The sequence below is a fragment of the Pseudomonas sp. GW821-FHT09A09 genome, from assembly GCF_059418405.1.
Genome location: NZ_JBWKPU010000036.1, coordinates 55,929 through 72,060 on the forward strand (window position 1 = coordinate 55,929; position 16,132 = coordinate 72,060).

13 protein-coding genes are annotated in these 16,132 nt (G+C 60.2%); 9 read left to right on the plus strand and 4 right to left on the minus strand.

All coding sequences use genetic code 11. The features are described 5' to 3' along the window. Positions 1–164: 164 nt before the first annotated feature. Positions 165–395 (plus strand): hypothetical protein, encoded by a 231-nt coding sequence (locus tag AC07OV_RS25130; RefSeq protein WP_495093189.1) that lies wholly within the window; start codon positions 165–167, stop codon positions 393–395. Next, the gene (locus AC07OV_RS25135; protein WP_176997197.1) at positions 392–685 is read left to right on the plus strand and encodes a cell division protein ZapA; all 294 of its coding nucleotides are present in this window, start codon (positions 392–394) and stop codon (positions 683–685) included. Before AC07OV_RS25130 ends, AC07OV_RS25135 begins: the two co-directional genes overlap by 4 nt. On the opposite strand, the gene AC07OV_RS25140 is transcribed toward AC07OV_RS25135, so the two are convergent. Next, positions 682–2,484 (minus strand): acyl-CoA dehydrogenase, encoded by a 1,803-nt coding sequence (locus tag AC07OV_RS25140; RefSeq protein ID WP_494998590.1) that lies wholly within the window; start codon positions 2,482–2,484, stop codon positions 682–684. The two genes, AC07OV_RS25135 and AC07OV_RS25140, sit on opposite strands and share 4 nt — an antisense overlap. A gap of 227 nt (positions 2,485–2,711) precedes the next feature. Continuing rightward, a complete protein-coding gene (putA, locus tag AC07OV_RS25145) occupies positions 2,712–6,665 on the minus strand; it encodes a trifunctional transcriptional regulator/proline dehydrogenase/L-glutamate gamma-semialdehyde dehydrogenase (RefSeq protein WP_495093190.1) in 3,954 nt (1,317 codons plus the stop codon). A gap of 29 nt (positions 6,666–6,694) precedes the next feature. On the opposite strand from putA, the gene AC07OV_RS25150 reads away from it, so the two are divergent. After that, the gene (locus AC07OV_RS25150) at positions 6,695–7,003 is read left to right on the plus strand and encodes a hypothetical protein (RefSeq protein ID WP_494998592.1); all 309 of its coding nucleotides are present in this window, start codon (positions 6,695–6,697) and stop codon (positions 7,001–7,003) included. 122 nt (positions 7,004–7,125) lie between these two features. Beyond that, positions 7,126–8,610 carry a sodium/proline symporter PutP gene (putP, locus tag AC07OV_RS25155; protein WP_494998593.1) on the plus strand — a complete coding sequence of 495 codons (1,485 nt, stop codon included), beginning with the start codon at positions 7,126–7,128 and terminating at the stop codon, positions 8,608–8,610. A 77-nt stretch (positions 8,611–8,687) separates the two neighbouring features. On the opposite strand, the gene AC07OV_RS25160 is transcribed toward putP, so the two are convergent. After that, the gene (locus AC07OV_RS25160; RefSeq protein WP_494998594.1) at positions 8,688–9,176 is read right to left on the minus strand and encodes a DUF2165 family protein; all 489 of its coding nucleotides are present in this window, start codon (positions 9,174–9,176) and stop codon (positions 8,688–8,690) included. 187 nt (positions 9,177–9,363) lie between these two features. Here AC07OV_RS25160 and AC07OV_RS25165 point away from each other — a divergent pair, with 187 nt between their 5' ends. The 4 genes from AC07OV_RS25165 (at position 9,364) to AC07OV_RS25180 (ending at position 13,676) form a co-directional block, all read left to right on the plus strand. Further along, positions 9,364–11,394 (plus strand): type VI secretion system Vgr family protein, encoded by a 2,031-nt coding sequence (locus AC07OV_RS25165; RefSeq protein ID WP_495093191.1) that lies wholly within the window; start codon positions 9,364–9,366, stop codon positions 11,392–11,394. A 49-nt stretch (positions 11,395–11,443) separates the two neighbouring features. Further along, positions 11,444–12,403 (plus strand): hypothetical protein, encoded by a 960-nt coding sequence (locus tag AC07OV_RS25170; protein ID WP_495093192.1) that lies wholly within the window; start codon positions 11,444–11,446, stop codon positions 12,401–12,403. Between the two features lie 6 nt (positions 12,404–12,409). Next, positions 12,410–12,850: a hypothetical protein gene (locus AC07OV_RS25175; RefSeq protein ID WP_495093193.1), complete on the plus strand. Its 441-nt coding sequence runs from the start codon at positions 12,410–12,412 to the stop codon at positions 12,848–12,850. Between the two features lie 109 nt (positions 12,851–12,959). Beyond that, positions 12,960–13,676 (plus strand): DUF4123 domain-containing protein, encoded by a 717-nt coding sequence (locus AC07OV_RS25180; RefSeq protein ID WP_494998596.1) that lies wholly within the window; start codon positions 12,960–12,962, stop codon positions 13,674–13,676. Here AC07OV_RS25180 and AC07OV_RS25185 read toward each other — a convergent pair. Then, positions 13,662–14,939 (minus strand): O-acetylhomoserine aminocarboxypropyltransferase/cysteine synthase family protein, encoded by a 1,278-nt coding sequence (locus tag AC07OV_RS25185; protein WP_495093194.1) that lies wholly within the window; start codon positions 14,937–14,939, stop codon positions 13,662–13,664. The two genes, AC07OV_RS25180 and AC07OV_RS25185, sit on opposite strands and share 15 nt — an antisense overlap. 249 nt (positions 14,940–15,188) lie before the next feature. On the opposite strand from AC07OV_RS25185, the gene AC07OV_RS25190 reads away from it, so the two are divergent. Then, positions 15,189–16,025 (plus strand): 23S rRNA (adenine(2030)-N(6))-methyltransferase RlmJ, encoded by an 837-nt coding sequence (locus tag AC07OV_RS25190; RefSeq protein WP_060755160.1) that lies wholly within the window; start codon positions 15,189–15,191, stop codon positions 16,023–16,025. Positions 16,026–16,132: the final 107 nt, after the last annotated feature.

Below are 16,132 nucleotides of genomic sequence, written 5' to 3' on the forward strand. Positions count from 1 at the left end.
AGGGGTTGGGCGGATTCAGGAACCAGATCCGGGAAATGCAGTCACTAAGGCTCGAAAGTACGGCCCGGCCCTTAAAAAACGGGCTGTGCGCCGGGGATAACCCTGGCATCCGAGGTGAATTTTCTTTATCGTCACCGCCCTTTGAAAAAGCCCGAGAAATCAAAATGTTAGAAGCATCCCTCAGCCAATTGGAACAACTGGTCAGCGACCTGGTACAGCAGAATCAGGACCTGCTGGGCAGCAACGAATCCCTCAAGGCCGATCTGGCCCGCGCCAAGGATGAAAACGACAGCCTGCAACTGAACCTGATGGAACAGGAAGAAAAACACAGCGCCACCGCCGCGCGTATCCAGGCGCTGGTTGAGCGTGTGAGTGCAGGGCCTGTCAGCGCATGAACGAAGGGATAAAGGTCGTTTCGATTCTCGGAGAGGATTACTCGATCAAGGCGCCAGCCGGGGAAGAACTGACCCTGATGCACGCCGTGACCATGCTCAAGGCCTCCCTGGCCACCACCAAGAAAAAGTACCCGACGCTGATCGGTGACAAATTACTGGTACTGGCCGCGCTGAACCTGTGCGCCGAGCAAATCGAAATGCAACAGGCTCACCAACAGGAACTCGACCGTTACCAAGAGCAAGTCAGCGCCACGGTCGATGTGATTTCCAAGGCGATCGGACAGCCTTAGAACCACTCATCCTGCATCCCCAGGCACGTATCGTCGCGTGCCTCCAGAATCGCCAGTTCATGATGGCAGCCCGGTACTTCCCAGGTCAGGAAGTACCGGGCGGCCTGGAGCTTGCCTTTATAGAAGGCCATGTCGGCCGCATTCCCTTTGGCCAGCCCTTCTTCGGCGCGGATCGCTTGCTCCAGCCAACGCCAGCCGATCACCGTGTGCCCGAATACTTTCAAGTACAACGCCGAGTTCGCCAGGCTGCTGTTGACCTTGCCTTGGGCGAGGTCCGTCAGCAGGCCGAGGGTCACGCTTTGCAGGCGGTTGACCAATTGTTCCAGTGGTTCCCTCAGCGCGGTCAGGCTCGGGTATTCCTGGGCGCGGGCGCCGGTTTCGGCGATCAGCCTGATCAGTTGTTTCAAGCCCGCGCCGCCGTTTTGCGCCAGCTTGCGCCCTAGCAAATCCAGGGATTGAATGCCATGGGTGCCTTCATGAATCGGGTTCAGGCGGTTGTCGCGGTAGTACTGTTCCACCGGGTATTCGCGGGTGTACCCGTGGCCGCCGAGAATTTGGATCGCCAGTTCGTTGGCCTTGAGGCAGAACTCTGACGGCCAGGATTTGACGATGGGCGTAAGCAAATCCAGTAGTTCGTGGGCTTGCTTGCGTTCGGCTTCGGTCGCCAGGGTGGTGGTGTCGTCGAACAGGCGCGCGGCGTAAAGGCCTAGGTCGAACGCACCTTCGACGTAGGCTTTTTGGGTCAGCAGCATGCGTTTGATGTCGGCGTGCTGAATGATCGAGACGGGTGCCGTTGTAGGGTCTTTGCTGTCAGGCAGGCGGCCTTGCGGGCGTTCGCGGGCGTATTCCAAGGAATAGAGGTAGCCGGCGTAGCCGAGCATTACCGCGCCCATGCCCACGCCGATGCGCGCCTCGTTCATCATCTGGAACATACAGCTCAAGCCTTGGTGCGGTTTGCCCACCAAGTAGCCAACGCAGTTGCCGTTATCGCCGAAGTTCAGCGCAGTGGACGTGGTGCCGCGCCAGCCCATCTTGTGGAACAGGCCCGCCAGCAACACGTCGTTACGTGCGCCCAGGCTGCCGTCGTCGTTGACCAGGAACTTGGGCACGATAAACAGTGAGATGCCTTTTACCCCTGGCGGTGCGTCCGGCAGCTTGGCCAGCACCATGTGCACGATGTTTTCCGACAGCGGGTGGTCGCCGCCCGAGATGAAGATTTTGTTGCCCTTGAGACGATAAGTGCCGTCAGCCGCGGGTTCTGCGCGTGTACGAATATCCGACAGTGACGAGCCCGCATGGGGTTCGGTGAGCGCCATCGTGCCGAAGAAACGGCCGTCGATCATCGGTTGCAGGAAGCGTTGTTTCTGATCGTCGGTGCCGAAGCTTTCAATCAGGTTGGCGGCGCCCATGGTCAGGAACGGGTAGGACGTGGATGCGGCGTTCGCCGACTGGAAATGCGCGAAGCAGGCCTGGGACAACAGCGTTGGCAACTGCATGCCACCGGCCTCGAAACTGCGGGCAGCGTTGAGGAAACCGGCTTCGAGGAAGGCATCCACGGCGGGTTTTACTTCAGGGATGAGGATTGCTTTGCCGTCCTCAAAGCGCGGTTCGTTTTCGTCATTTTTGCGGTTATGCGGCGCGAAATACTTTTCCGCAATGCTGCGCGCGGTGTTGATGGCGGCATCGAAGGTCTCGCGATTGTGCTCGGCAAACCGCTCGCGCTGGGTCAGGCCTTCGGCATCAAGGACTTCGTACAGCTCGAAAGCCAGATTGCGGGAACTGAGCAGCGTCTCGGACATGGCGGCTTACCTATGTGGGAATAGGGCCGAGTCTAAGTGCGCGAATAGAGGCTGGATAGCAAGATTGATCTGGGTGATGGAGGGGCAAAACGCGGATGGGAGGCAGTGAGCCGTAAATGTGGGAGCTGGCTTGCGTGCGATGAGGCCGCGCCAGTCGACATCTCTGTCGCTGACCCGTCGCCATCGCCGGCAAGCCGGCTCCTACAGGGTTAATCACATTCTGGCAGTTAGCCGATGGTCATCAGGCTGGCGTTACCGCCCGCAGCAGCGGTGTTGACGCTCAACGCACGCTCGATCACCAAACGCTCCAGCGCAATCGCTGTCTCGCCTTGCGACAAACCATGCACTCCGACAATCGCGCCACCACGCTGTGCCACTTGCTGGCACACCGCACGCAACTGGTCGGAATCGCCGTGGTGCAGAACCGCATCAAACACCACGTCGTCCTTGGTCCAGTCGGCCACGCGCTTGATCTTCGCCTGAATCTCTTTCGGCAGGCGTGGGAACAAGGCCTTGGTCAGGTCAGTCTCTGGCCATACCGCCGAACCACCCACGGCCAATACCGCGGCCAGTTGCGTCAGCAGATCGCCTTCCACTTCCGCCAGGCACAGCACGTGCTCGCGGGGCAGGATGGCGTAGCTGTTGCGTTCGCCGGTCGGGCCGGCCAGTTGGCGGGTGATACCGCTTTGCGACTGTGCGGCGAACTGGCTGCACAGGGCGCTCAGGTCGCTGAACTTATTGCTGTCGGCCCAGGTTTTGAGCGCGGTCAGCGGTTGGCTCATGGCATCACGCAGGCGCACGTCCGGCGCGGCCAGTGCGTCGCCGCGAACGAAGGATTGCTCGATCGCATCGGTAGGACGTGTCGACAGCAGGCGGTACAGGTACAGCGGGCCACCGGCTTTCGGGCCGGTGCCCGACAGGCCTTCGCCGCCGAACGGTTGCACGCCCACCACGGCACCCACGATGTTGCGGTTCACATAGACGTTACCGGCATTGACGTTGTCGATCACCTTGGCGATGGTCTCGTCGATGCGGGTGTGCACGCCCAATGTCAGGCCGTAGCCCGACGCATTGATCTGGCCGATGAGCTGGTCGATCTCTTTGCGCTTGTAGCGCACCACGTGCAGCACCGGGCCGAAGATCTCCCGTTGCAGTTCATCGAAGCTTTCCAGTTCGATCAGGGTAGGCATCACGAAGGTGCCGCGCTTGATCTCTTCGCCGTCGGCAATCGCCACCTGATACACATTGCGGCCTTTGTCGCGCATGGCCTGGATGTGTTTCTCGATGCCGGCCTTGGCTTCGGCGTCGATCACCGGGCCGATGTCTACCGACAGGCGCTCCGGGTTGCCCAAGCGGCATTCCGCCATGGCGCCCTTGAGCATTTCGATGACACGGTCTGCCGAATCTTCCTGCAGGCACAGTACGCGCAGGGCCGAGCAACGTTGGCCGGCGCTGTCGAAGGCCGAGGACACCACGTCGATGACCACTTGTTCGGTCAGCGCGGAGGAGTCGACGATCATGGCGTTCTGGCCACCGGTCTCGGCGATCAGCGGGATCGGACGGCCCTGGGCGTCCAGGCGACCGGCGACATTGCGTTGCAGCAGGCGCGCCACTTCGGTGGAGCCGGTGAACATCACGCCTTTGACGCGATCATCGCCGACCAGGCGGGCACCGACGGTTTCGCCCTGGCCCGGCAGCAGTTGCAGCACGCCTTCCGGAATGCCGGCTTCCAGCAGGATGCGCACGGCTTGTGCGGCGACCAGCGGAGTCTGTTCGGCAGGCTTGGCCAGTACCGGGTTGCCGGCGGCCAGTGCGGCCGCCACTTGACCGCTGAAAATCGCCAGCGGGAAGTTCCACGGGCTGATGCAGACCACCGGGCCCAGTGGGCGGTGGGCATCGTTGGTGAAATCGTTGCGTGCCTGTACCGCGTAGTAGCGCAGGAAGTCCACGGCTTCACGCACTTCGGCGATGGCGTTGGCGAAGGTCTTGCCAGCTTCGCGAGCCAGCAGGCCCATCAGTGGCTGGATCTCTCCTTCCATCAGGTCGGCGGCGCGTTCCAGGATCGCAGCGCGCTCGGCGGGCGGGGTGGCCTGCCAGATCGGGCCGGCGCTGATGGCGCACTGGATAGCGTTGTCGACGTCTTGAACGGTGGCTTCTTGCACATGACCGACCACGTCACGCAGGTCGGACGGGTTCAGTACCGGTGCTGCGGGCTGCTCGCTGGAGGCGCAGCCGAGCATCGGCGCGGCTTTCCAGTTGTTGTGAGCGGTGGCCAGCAAGGCGCAGGACAGCGACGCCAGGCGGTGTTCGTTGGCCAGGTCGATACCGGCCGAGTTGGCGCGGTCGCTGCCATAGAGGTCACGCGGCAGTGGGATGCGTGGGTGCGGCAGGCCGAAGCCGCCTTCCAGCGTGGCCATCTGCTCGATGCTGGCTACCGGGTCGGCCACCAGTTCCTGGATCGAAATGGATTGGTCGGCGATGCGGTTGACGAACGAGGTGTTCGCGCCGTTTTCCAGCAGTCGACGTACCAGGTAGGCCAGCAATGTTTCGTGGGTGCCGACCGGTGCGTACACCCGGCATGGACGGTTTAGCTTGCCGTCGGAAACCTTGCCTACCACCTGCTCGTACAGCGGTTCACCCATGCCGTGCAGGCATTGGAACTCGTACTGGCCGGGGTAATAGTTCTGACCGGCAATATGGTAGATGGCCGACAATGTATGGGCGTTATGCGTGGCGAACTGCGGGTAGATGACTTCCGGCACCGACAGCAGTTTGCGTGCGCAGGCAATGTAGGACACGTCGGTGTACACCTTGCGGGTGTACACCGGGTAGCCTTCCAGGCCTTCGACCTGGGCGCGCTTGATTTCGCTGTCCCAGTACGCGCCTTTCACCAGGCGGATCATCAGGCGGTGGCGGCTGCGGCGCGCCAGGTCGATGGCGTAGTCGATCACATACGGGCAACGCTTCTGGTAGGCCTGGATCACGAAACCGATGCCGTTCCAGCCGGTCAGTTGCGGCTCGAAGCACAGGCGCTCCAGCAGGTCCAGCGACAGCTCCAGGCGGTCAGCTTCTTCGGCATCGATGTTCAAACCGATGTCGTATTGCTTGGCCAGCAGGGTCAGGGACAGCAGGCGTGGGTACAGCTCATCCATCACGCGTTCGTACTGCGCACGGCTGTAGCGTGGGTGCAGGGCGGACAGCTTGATGGAGATGCCCGGGCCTTCATAAATCCCACGGCCGTGGGAGGCTTTGCCGATGGAATGAATGGCTTGTTCGTACGAGGCCAGGTATTTCTGGGCATCGTGTTCGGTGAGGGCGGCTTCACCGAGCATGTCGTAGGAATAGCGGAAGCCCTTGGCTTCGAACTTGCTCGCATTGGCCAGGGCTTCGGCGATGGTTTCACCGGTGACGAACTGCTCGCCCATCAGGCGCATGGCCATGTCGACGCCCTTGCGGATCATCGGCTCGCCGCTCTTGCCAATGATGCGGCTCAGGGACGATGTCAGGCCGGCTTCATTGTGGGTGGCGACCAGTTTGCCGGTCAGCAGCAGGCCCCAGGTGGCGGCGTTGACGAACAGCGACGGGCTGTTGCCCAGGTGCGGCTGCCAGTTGCCGGTGCTGATCTTGTCGCGGATCAGCGCGTCGCGGGTGCCCTTGTCCGGGATGCGCAGCAGCGCCTCGGCCAGGCACATCAGCGCCACGCCTTCCTGGGACGACAGGGAAAATTCTTGCAGCAGGCCCTGAACAATACCGGCACGGCCGCCGGCACTTTTCTGGTTACGCAGTTTTTCGGCGATCGAGGCGGCCAGCTTGTTGGTGGCTTCGGCCATCGGTGCCGGCAGACGGGCCTGTTCGATCAGCATCGGCACCACTTCCGGCTCGGGGCGACGGTAAGCGGCGGTGATCGAGGCGCGCAGCACGGATTGCGGCAGGATGCTCTCGGCGAACTCAAGGAAGCACTGGTGGGCGTGGTCGGTCTGGACTTCGCCTGCGTCGTCAGCGTCCTTGGTGCTCAAGCCGTTGAGCTCGGTCAGGGTTGCACCACCCTCGAGTTTCTCCAGGTAATTGAAAATCGCCTGCTTGATCAGCCAGTGGGGCGTGCGATCAATGGAGGTCGCGGCAGCCTTCAAGCGCTCGCGGGTCGGGTCGTCGAGTTTGACCCCAAGGGTGGTTGTCGCCATTTTCTTATCCTCATGGGTGCCACTACCGAGTGGCATCTGCTGGCGGCAAGATTAGCTTTGCCAATGAGGAGGTGCAACCGGGTGCAACCCTTTTTGTTCATGAATTTTTCGATCGTGATCGGGAAAAAATACACGCTCGACGGATTCCGCTGTGCCTTGGTGCATTTGCTTCTGAGATCGGCTGTTCTTGCTCCGAAAAGGAGCAAAAACGCGGTGTTTTCCGTAAAACACCTTTAGGTGCAACTAATTCTCAAGAAACAGGTTGCACCTTATTTGCTTTGTTGAATAGCATTCGCGCCCTAGGTGCAACCGGCTCAACGAGCCGGTGCATCGGCTGACGGCTTTCCTGGGGAAACGTCAGTCATAAATGCGCGGCACGCCGTTTCGTCTACCCGGTTGTCAACGGGTGGCCGTCTCACAGACCGCTGCTACATAAAAACAAAGCCAGGGCGTCACTCTTATGAGCGTTAGTAATCCAACCCTGATCACGTTCGTGATCTACATCGCAGCAATGGTGCTGATCGGCTTCATGGCCTATCGCTCCACCAACAACCTTTCCGATTACATCCTGGGCGGTCGCAGCCTCGGCAGCGTAGTGACAGCCTTGTCCGCCGGCGCTTCCGACATGAGCGGCTGGTTGTTGATGGGCCTGCCGGGCGCGATCTACATGTCCGGCCTGTCGGAAAGCTGGATCGCCATCGGCCTGATCGTCGGTGCCTACCTCAACTGGCTGTTTGTCGCCGGTCGCCTGCGGGTACAGACCGAGCACAACGGCGACGCCCTTACCCTGCCGGATTACTTCTCCAGCCGTTTCGAAGATAAAAGCGGCCTGCTGCGGATCATCTCCGCGGTGGTGATCCTGGTGTTCTTCACCATTTACTGCGCCTCGGGCATCGTGGCCGGTGCCCGTCTGTTCGAAAGCACCTTCGGCATGTCCTACGAAACGGCGCTGTGGGCCGGCGCTGCAGCGACAATTGCCTACACCTTCGTCGGTGGTTTCCTGGCTGTTAGCTGGACCGACACCGTACAAGCCACGCTGATGATCTTCGCGCTGATCCTCACGCCGATCATCGTGCTGCTGGCCACCGGTGGCGTCGACACCACCTTCCTGGCCATCGAAGCCAAGAACCCCGACAACTTCAACATGTTGAAGAACACCACCTTCATCGGCATCATCTCGCTGATGGGTTGGGGCCTGGGTTACTTCGGCCAGCCGCACATCCTGGCGCGTTTCATGGCGGCGGATTCGGTCAAGTCGATCGCCAATGCACGTCGCATCTCCATGACCTGGATGATCCTGTGCCTGGGCGGCACCGTGGCGGTAGGCTTCTTCGGTATCGCTTACTTCTCGGCCCATCCGGAAGTGGCGGGCCCGGTCACCGAAAACCACGAGCGTGTGTTCATCGAGTTGGCCAAGCTGCTGTTCAACCCATGGATCGCCGGCGTGCTGCTTTCGGCCATCCTGGCTGCCGTGATGAGTACCTTGAGCTGCCAGCTGCTGGTGTGCTCCAGCGCCCTGACCGAAGACTTCTACAAAACCTTCCTGCGCAAGAATGCCTCCCAGCTTGAGCTGGTATGGGTTGGCCGCGCGATGGTGCTGGTGGTTGCCCTGATCGCCATCGCCATGGCTGCCAACCCGGACAACCGCGTCCTGGGCCTGGTGAGCTACGCCTGGGCCGGTTTCGGCGCGGCCTTCGGCCCTGTGGTGCTGATCTCGGTGATCTGGAAAGGCATGACCCGCAACGGCGCATTGGCCGGCATCCTGGTCGGCGCGATCACCGTGATCGTGTGGAAACACTTCAGCTTGCTGGGTCTGTACGAAATCATCCCGGGCTTCATCTTTGCCAGCCTGGCGATCTACTTCGTAAGCAAGCTGGGCGCGCCGACGGCAGGTATGGTCGAGCGTTTTGATGCTGCGGAAAAAGACTACAACCTCAACAAATGATTCGTCGGGCGCTGAGCGTCCGTTGAGTTGAAAAAAGGCCCGCATCCTACGGATGGCGGGCCTTTTTTATGGTCGGTTCAATCTGTGTCCGGCTGGTTGAGAAAGATCAACACGCCCACAATCGCCATGTAGAACTTGAAGGCCGCATCCTGGCCATTCCATTGGTGGGACTGCCACATCAGGAACCATTCACCGCCCACCACCATGAAACCGAAAAACCACACCACAAAGCCGAGGGCGAGGCCGGTGGTGGCGCGTACCTTGGCGCGATTGAATGCAGCAGCACTGCCTTGGCGGGTGCGCCACAACGCCAGCGCGCCCCAGGCTAGCAGCAGTGCTGTGAGGGCTTCGCCGAGGATGATCAGGCCGTACGCGCCGTGCCACAGCCAGGGCGCGGTGATGGCGCGGTACATGGCGGCGTTGCCGGGAAACGTGGTGTCCATGCTCAACACATGTTTGACGAAGGCAAAATTGGAGCCGTAGTCGGTGATGTTGTTGAACGCGACCAGGCTGGCGAAGGCGGCAAGGGCGAGGACCAGAGTGATTTTTGCGTAGCGTGTACCCATGTTCTTTACCGGCAATTGTGCGAAGAGGGGCGGTTACGCTAGCACGGCGTCGAGGTGTCTACGACGCCCCGCACATGAAGAATCAGGCACTTCAAACGTAGGACGCGACTGATTTTCCAGCGGCCCGCTCAGGCCCGGGCAAAGCTGGTGCAGAATCGGTCGCCCACCCTTCGCAGAGAAACACCGGATGTTCGCTCCTGCCAATCAAAGTGCGTTTACCCTGACCCTCGATGGAGAGCCCAGTGAGCTCAAGGTGTTCGGTTTCACCGGCACCGAAGCCATCAGCCAGCCCTACTGTTTCGACCTGGAACTGGTCGGCGAACAGCCCGATCTTGAGCTGGAAAGCCTGCTGCATCGACAGGTGTACCTGGGTTTTGACGATAAAGGTCACGGCGTCCACGGCCAGGTCTACCGGGTGGCCCAGGGCGACTCCGGGCGTCGCCTTACGCGTTACCAGATCAGTCTTGTGCCGCAACTGGCGTATTTGGCCCACAGCAGCCACCAGCGTATTTTCCAGCACAAGACCGTGCCGCAGGTTATTGCGCAGGTATTGGCGGGGCAGGGCATTCAGAGCGACCGCTTCGAGTTCCGCTTGAGTGGCACCTACCCGGAACGTGAATATTGCGTGCAGTTCGGTGAGACCGACCTGGCGTTCATCCAACGGCTGTGCGCCGAGCAGGGCATTCACTATCACTTCCAGCATTCAGCCGAACGGCACCTGCTGGTGTTCGGTGATGACCAAACCGTATTTGCCCAGGCCGATCACGCCACGCCCTACATGCCCGGTTCAGGGATGGTGGCCGATACACCGGCGATCAAGCGTTTTGCGGTGCAACTGCAAACCCGCACCACGGCGTTGAACCTGCGTGATTATGATTTCCGCAAGCCGCGCCTGGCGCTCGAAAGCGTCCAGGCTGGCGAGCAGCTTCCCAGCCTGGAAGCGCAAGACTATCCCGGTTATTTCAGTGATCGCGCCCATGGCAAGTACCTCGCGCAACGGGGCCTTGAGCGTCACCGCAGTGACGCTCGCGTGGCCCATGGCAACGGTGATGAGCCTGCATTACTTTGCGGGCGTTTTCTGAAGCTCGCAGGCCACCCGCGTGAAGGGTGGAATGACTTGTGGCTGGTGACGCAGGTCACCCACGAAGGCAAGCAACCCCAGGTGCTGGAAGAAGCGGTGACTGAGGTGGCGGGTAGTGAGTTTCGCCAGGGCTATCGCAATGAATTTGTTGCCGTACCTTGGGATGTGCTCTTTCGTCCTCCGATGCCCGAGCAACCGCGACCGGCTGTAGCCGGATATCAACATGCCGTGGTCACCGGCCCTGGAGACAGCGAAATCCATTGCGATGAGCTCGGTCGGGTCAAAGTGCAAATGGCGTGGGATCGCGCCGGGGAGTACAACGAGCATTCCAGTTGTTGGTTGAGAGTGGCCACCGGGTGGGCGCATGACCGCTACGGCTCGGTGCTTATCCCACGGGTCGGGATGGAAGTGCTGGTGGGCTTCGTCAATGGCGACCTGGACATGCCGGTGGTGATGGGCTGCCTGCCGAATGCGGCGACCCCGGTGCCTCTCGACCTGCCAGCGGAAAAGACCCGCAGTATCTGGCGCAGCCACAGCAGCCCCGGTGGAGGTGGCTACAACGAACTGCGTATTGAAGACCGCAAAGGCGCTGAGGAAATCTACCTGCGTGCCCAGCGGGATTGGAACCAGCATGTGCTGAATGACCAGCAGGTGCAGGTGGATAACCGGCGCCAGGTGAAGGTGGGTGGTGAGTCGCACCATGAATTGCAAGGTGAGGAACAACGCATCACCCACGGCAATCGCCTGACTGAGCTCAAGCAGGATGACCACCTGCTGGTCGGCGGTTCGCAGCAGATGCGTGCAGGCCGAACCATCCAGATTGGGGCAGGGCAAAGCGTCGTGATTGATGCGGGCGCCATCGTGACGATTCAGGCCGGGGGGCAGTCGATCACGTTGTCGGCGGCAGGGATTTTCAGCAGTGTGCCGATCATGCTGGGTGGGGTGCCTGCTGCGCCAGCTTCACCGTTGACGCCCGGGATCAAGGAGAAGTTGCTGGCAGTAATTCCCGCACCTCTGAGCTCCGCGCAAGTCGCCAGCTTGAAGCGTAGCGCGCCCTTTTGCGAAGAGTGCGAGCGTTGCAAGGATGGTCAGTGCGACGTTACGCAACACGGTAGTAAGGGGGTGGGGGGGGGCTGATGGTAAAGCCTCCGATGTCGAACCCGGGTTTCATATCGTGCAGCGCGCGATGTCTCGGGATGCGTTGGAAAAATCGCTGTTCGAATCGCCCAGCGCGATCGTCCTGGAGCGTTTTCGCAGCCTCAATCCGCAGCTCACGCAATACGCCAAGCCGGGGCAGATGCTCGTCCTTAGCGATCCGCTCAACAGCAAATGCACGCGTGAAGAAGCGCTACTGATGGAAGCGGCACGTGAGGTGAACGATGCAGTGACGCCGATGAGTGAAGAGGAGGCGGCGTTTATGGTTGAGCACCATGAGGTCATTCGGAGTTTTTTGGCGGAGGGGTCTACGGCGGTGGGGGTTGGGACGACGATGGTTGGTAAGCACCTGGGGGATATTGAAAAAACCCTTAAACGCCTCGAGGGGCTTCATGTGGAAACGTTCCAAAAAAGCGGAAAGCTGCAAGGCGCTGAGTTCTTCTCGGAGCGAAAGTTTTTGCTGAGCCAGTTGGATAACGGTCTTGGACCTCTGGTGCGTAAAGGCGTTGGCATTCCCGATCACCCGAAGCTGAAAAGTGCCATGGGGATCTCCAGTCGCAGCCTTGTCCATCATTGGTTAAAGGCGGGCGTATCAGAAGGAATACCCGGTTATGCGACGCACATAAAGGGCGTAGCGCGGGCGAGCCAATACATGAAGGTTGGTGGTTTTGTCGGTATCGGGTTGGGGGCATCGGCCTCAGCGTTGAAGGTGAAGGAAACATGTCGAGTTGGAACAACTGCGGAGTGTGAAAAAGTGAAGTTTATGGAGGGAGGGAAGTTCACGGGAGAGGTCGTTGGCGCCGCGCTGGGGGGCGCTGCAGGTGTCGCAAGCGCAGGGTTTGTTTGTGCTGTTATTGGGGTCGGTACTTTAGGTGTCGGAGGGGTTGTTTGCGGGCTTGTAGTTGTAGGTGCCGCCACGGCAAGTGTAAGTACGCTGTCTGGTAATAGAGGTGAAAAATTAGGCGAGAAATTTTATGAGGTTTTACATTGACTTATGATGGGTGCTGACGTTTCCAATATTGTTGACTCGATTTTGTCTTTTAAAGAAGCAAAGATTATTTACCAGTGCTTGATGTTTTTGAGTTCTTTCTTTCTTTTGATTACGCCTGTGTGGGCGTTATACCTATCTTATTTTAAGATCGAAAAAATCCGGAAAAACTTAAAGCGTAGTTGGCGGATTATAAGCCAAGATGAAAGTCTTGGTTGGGACCCTATAAGTAGATCTTGGGCCATAAGAGATGTGATCGGGGCTTTCGCCTTTCCCAAACAATCTATAAGGCACGGGAGTCTCAGTGCTGAAGACTATGCTGAGTTTCCGACGGCACTAAAAGTTGTTTTGAGAAGTCTCGGTATTTGCTCAATGGCCTCATTTCTTGGTGTTTTAATTTTGCTTTTAATAGGGGGCCTTGTGGGGTGGGAAGAAGTTGACTGGTTTTAGATAGGTGGGTGTTTTTTGGGGGGAGTTGTATTGGTGCATTGTTCGTGGCTGCAATTAGTTTGAAAAGGCGAATCACTGCTTGCATCTTACTTTGAATGAGGTATGCCTAATGCCGAATAAGTTATTACCAAAAATCTGGTTAACCCACAGCCCGCTTCAGACTGTTGAGAATGTCTTCGTCATTCTAAGCAAGGCCAGCGACGTGAACCCGGTCGATGTTTGGCGAAAAATCGCAGTCGGAATGTCGCCACAACCCATCTGGGCAGGCACAGCCTATTCCGAATGGGCCGAGGTAATGCCCTACGTCGCCGTGATCGAACCCGACAGTCCTTTTCTCGATTGGATAGCAACCACCGAATCAACCGACTGGGGTTGGCTGGCGGTATCGTCCTGCTCGTTGGAAACCGTGGCTGCGCATTTGCAAAGCCTTACGAAGGTCTACCTGCCCGACGGCCAAGAGGTGTTTTTGCGTTTCTGGGATGGCGCTCAGGTTCTGCCGATCCTTCAGCAGTGTGGGGCTGAAATATTGCCGATTTTCCAGCGTTACCTGATCAATGGCCAGTCGCTGACTACTACGGCTGGCCCGGTCACTGCTGCGAAAGCCAGCCCTTGGTGGAAAGCACCTGCACCGTTATTGGAACACCTGGCAGAGCAATCACCGCACACCCTGATCGGCAACCTGCTGCAATGGCTCGAAGAGCAGCGCCCCGACCTCTACAGCGCCTTCACGCCGACGACCCTGCAGCACAAGGTCGCCTATTTCGCGCGCTCTCCGGGTATCAGCCATGAAGCGCTGGCCGACTACCTGGCTTCAGAGCTGGGTTGAGGCCAGAGCCTGTTGAAGGTCTTCGATCAAGTCTTCGATGGCTTCGATGCCCACTGACAGGCGGATCATCTCTGGTTTCACGCCAGCCTTGGCCTGCTCTGCCTCGTTCATCTGCCGATGGGTGGTGGAGGCGGGGTGACAGGCCAGGGACTTGGCATCACCAATGTTCACCAGGCGCTTGAAGATTTGCAGTGCGTCGTAGAAGCGCACGCCGGCCTGGTAGCCACCTGTGAGGCCGAACGAGAGGATCGCCGAGGGTTTGCCTTGCAGGTATTTTTGCGCCAGTTCGTGGTGCGGGTGGTCCGGTAGGCCGGCATAGCTGACCCACTCCACGGCGGCATGGCCTTGCAGGAACTGCGCGACCTTCAGGGCGTTTTCGGTGTGGCGCTCCATGCGCAGGGCCAGGGTTTCCAGGCCTTGCAGCAGCAGGAAAGCGTTCATCGGGGCCAGGGCTGCGCCGGTATTGCGCAGTGGTACGGTGCGGGCGCGGGCGATGAAGGCGGCGGGGCCGAATTTTTCGGTGTAGACCACGCCGTGGTAGGCCGGCTCGGGGTTGTTGAGGCCGGGGAATTTCTCCGGGTAGTCGGTCCAGGGGAAGGTGCCGCTGTCGACGATGACACCGCCCAGGGAGTTGCCATGGCCGCCGATGTATTTGGTGACTGAGTGCACCACGATATCGGCGCCGAACTGAATGGGCTTGCACAGGATCGGCGTGGCCACGGTGTTGTCCACGACCAAAGGCACGCCACGGGCGTGAGCCACCGTTGCCAGGGCTTCCAGGTCGATGATATTGCCAGCGGGGTTGCCGATACTTTCGCAGTACACCAGCTTGGTGTTGTCGTCGATCAGCTCGGCGATAGCTTCGGCAGAATCATCGCGGGCGAAGCGCACGTCGACGCCGAAGCTGGGCAGCAAATGGGCGAACAGCGTGTAGGTGCCGCCATACAACTGTGGCGTGGTGACAATGTTGTCGCCGGCGCGGGTGAGGGTCTGGATCGCGTAATGGATCGCGGCACTGCCGGCTGATACCGCCAACGCTGCGATACCGCCTTCGAGGGCGGCGAGGCGCTGCTCCAGCACGTCGTTGGTAGGGTTCATGATGCGCGTGTAGATATTGCCGGGCACGTCGAGGTTGAACAGGTCGGCGCCGTGCTGGGCGTTATCGAACTCGAAGGCCACGTTCTGGTAGATCGGTACGGCGACGGCCTTGGTGGTCGGGTCCGACTTGAAGCCGTGGTGCAGGGCGATGGTAGCGTCTTTCATGATGGTGACTGTCCTCCTTGGATTCCATGGGCGCCGCGACACCGTAGGCGCCGGCTTGCCGGCGATAGCGTCAGCGCGGAGTGCAGGTAATACCCCGCCACCCGCATCACCGGCAAGCCCGCCCACACATAACCGATTAGACCGTTTTAAGTACTCCGCCTGCGTTTACGGCATATGCCTCGCCCGACACGCAGCCCTGCACCTTTGCCCCTGTAGAAGGTAAACTTCGCCCCCTGCGCAGGAGCAACCATGAATTATCGTCACGCCTTTCACGCCGGCAATCACGCCGATGTCTTCAAACACCTGACCTTGACCCGCCTCATCGCCCTGATGTCGCGCAAGGAGCAGCCGTTCGCCTACCTCGACACCCACGCGGGCATCGGCCTGTACGACTTGCAGGGTGACCAGGCCAACCGCACCGGTGAGTACCTGGAAGGCATTGCGCGCCTGTGGGGCGAAAGCGACCTGCCGCCCCTGACTGCCGACTATATGCGCGTGCTGCACGAGATGAACCCGGATGGCCAGTTGCGCTACTACCCGGGCTCGCCGGAGCTGGCGCGTCGGCTGACGCGCCCTCAAGACCGCGTGTTGCTCAATGAGAAACACCCGGACGACGGCGTGTTGCTCAAGGACAACATGAAGGGCGACCGTCGCGTCAAAGTGCACCTGGGCGAAGGTTGGCATGTGCCGCGTGCCTTACTGCCGGTGCCGGAAAAACGCGCGTTGATGCTGATCGATCCGCCGTTCGAGAAGCTTGACGAGATGCAGCGGTGCGCGGCGTCGCTCAAGGAGGCGGTCGGCCGCATGCGCCAGACCGTTGCGGCGATCTGGTACCCGGTGAAGGACCAGCGCATGTTGCGTCGCTTCTACCAGGACCTGGCCGGCACCGGCGCGCCAAAGTTGTTGCGTGTGGAGTTGCTGGTGCATCCGCTGGACACGCCCAACACCCTGACCGGCTCGGGCCTGGCGATTGCCAACCCGCCATGGGGCCTGGAAGAGGAACTGCGCGAGCTACTGCCGTGGCTGTCCAAGAAGCTTGGCCAGACCCAGGGTGGGTGGCAGATGGATTGGCTGATCGCCGAATAACCGGATTGCCACATACCCTTGTAGGAGCACGGGGGGGGGGGGGGGGGGGGGGGGGGGGGGGGGGGGGGGGGGGGGGGGGGGGGGGGGGGGGGGGGGGGGGGGGGGGG

Excerpts from the sequence above, each read along its gene's own strand:
- AC07OV_RS25130 (WP_495093189.1), top strand. The coding sequence starts at position 165 with ATGTTAGAAGCATCCCTCAGCCAATTGGAACAACTGGTCAGCGACCTG.
- AC07OV_RS25135 (WP_176997197.1), top strand. The coding sequence starts at position 392 with ATGAACGAAGGGATAAAGGTCGTTTCGATTCTCGGAGAGGATTACTCG.
- AC07OV_RS25140 (WP_494998590.1), bottom strand. The coding sequence starts at position 2,484 with ATGTCCGAGACGCTGCTCAGTTCCCGCAATCTGGCTTTCGAGCTGTAC.
- putA (WP_495093190.1), bottom strand. The coding sequence starts at position 6,665 with ATGGCGACAACCACCCTTGGGGTCAAACTCGACGACCCGACCCGCGAG.
- putP (WP_494998593.1), top strand. The coding sequence starts at position 7,126 with ATGAGCGTTAGTAATCCAACCCTGATCACGTTCGTGATCTACATCGCA.
- AC07OV_RS25160 (WP_494998594.1), bottom strand. The coding sequence starts at position 9,176 with ATGGGTACACGCTACGCAAAAATCACTCTGGTCCTCGCCCTTGCCGCC.
- AC07OV_RS25165 (WP_495093191.1), top strand. The coding sequence starts at position 9,364 with ATGTTCGCTCCTGCCAATCAAAGTGCGTTTACCCTGACCCTCGATGGA.
- AC07OV_RS25170 (WP_495093192.1), top strand. The coding sequence starts at position 11,444 with ATGTCTCGGGATGCGTTGGAAAAATCGCTGTTCGAATCGCCCAGCGCG.
- AC07OV_RS25175 (WP_495093193.1), top strand. The coding sequence starts at position 12,410 with ATGGGTGCTGACGTTTCCAATATTGTTGACTCGATTTTGTCTTTTAAA.
- AC07OV_RS25180 (WP_494998596.1), top strand. The coding sequence starts at position 12,960 with ATGCCGAATAAGTTATTACCAAAAATCTGGTTAACCCACAGCCCGCTT.
- AC07OV_RS25185 (WP_495093194.1), bottom strand. The coding sequence starts at position 14,939 with ATGAAAGACGCTACCATCGCCCTGCACCACGGCTTCAAGTCGGACCCG.
- AC07OV_RS25190 (WP_060755160.1), top strand. The coding sequence starts at position 15,189 with ATGAATTATCGTCACGCCTTTCACGCCGGCAATCACGCCGATGTCTTC.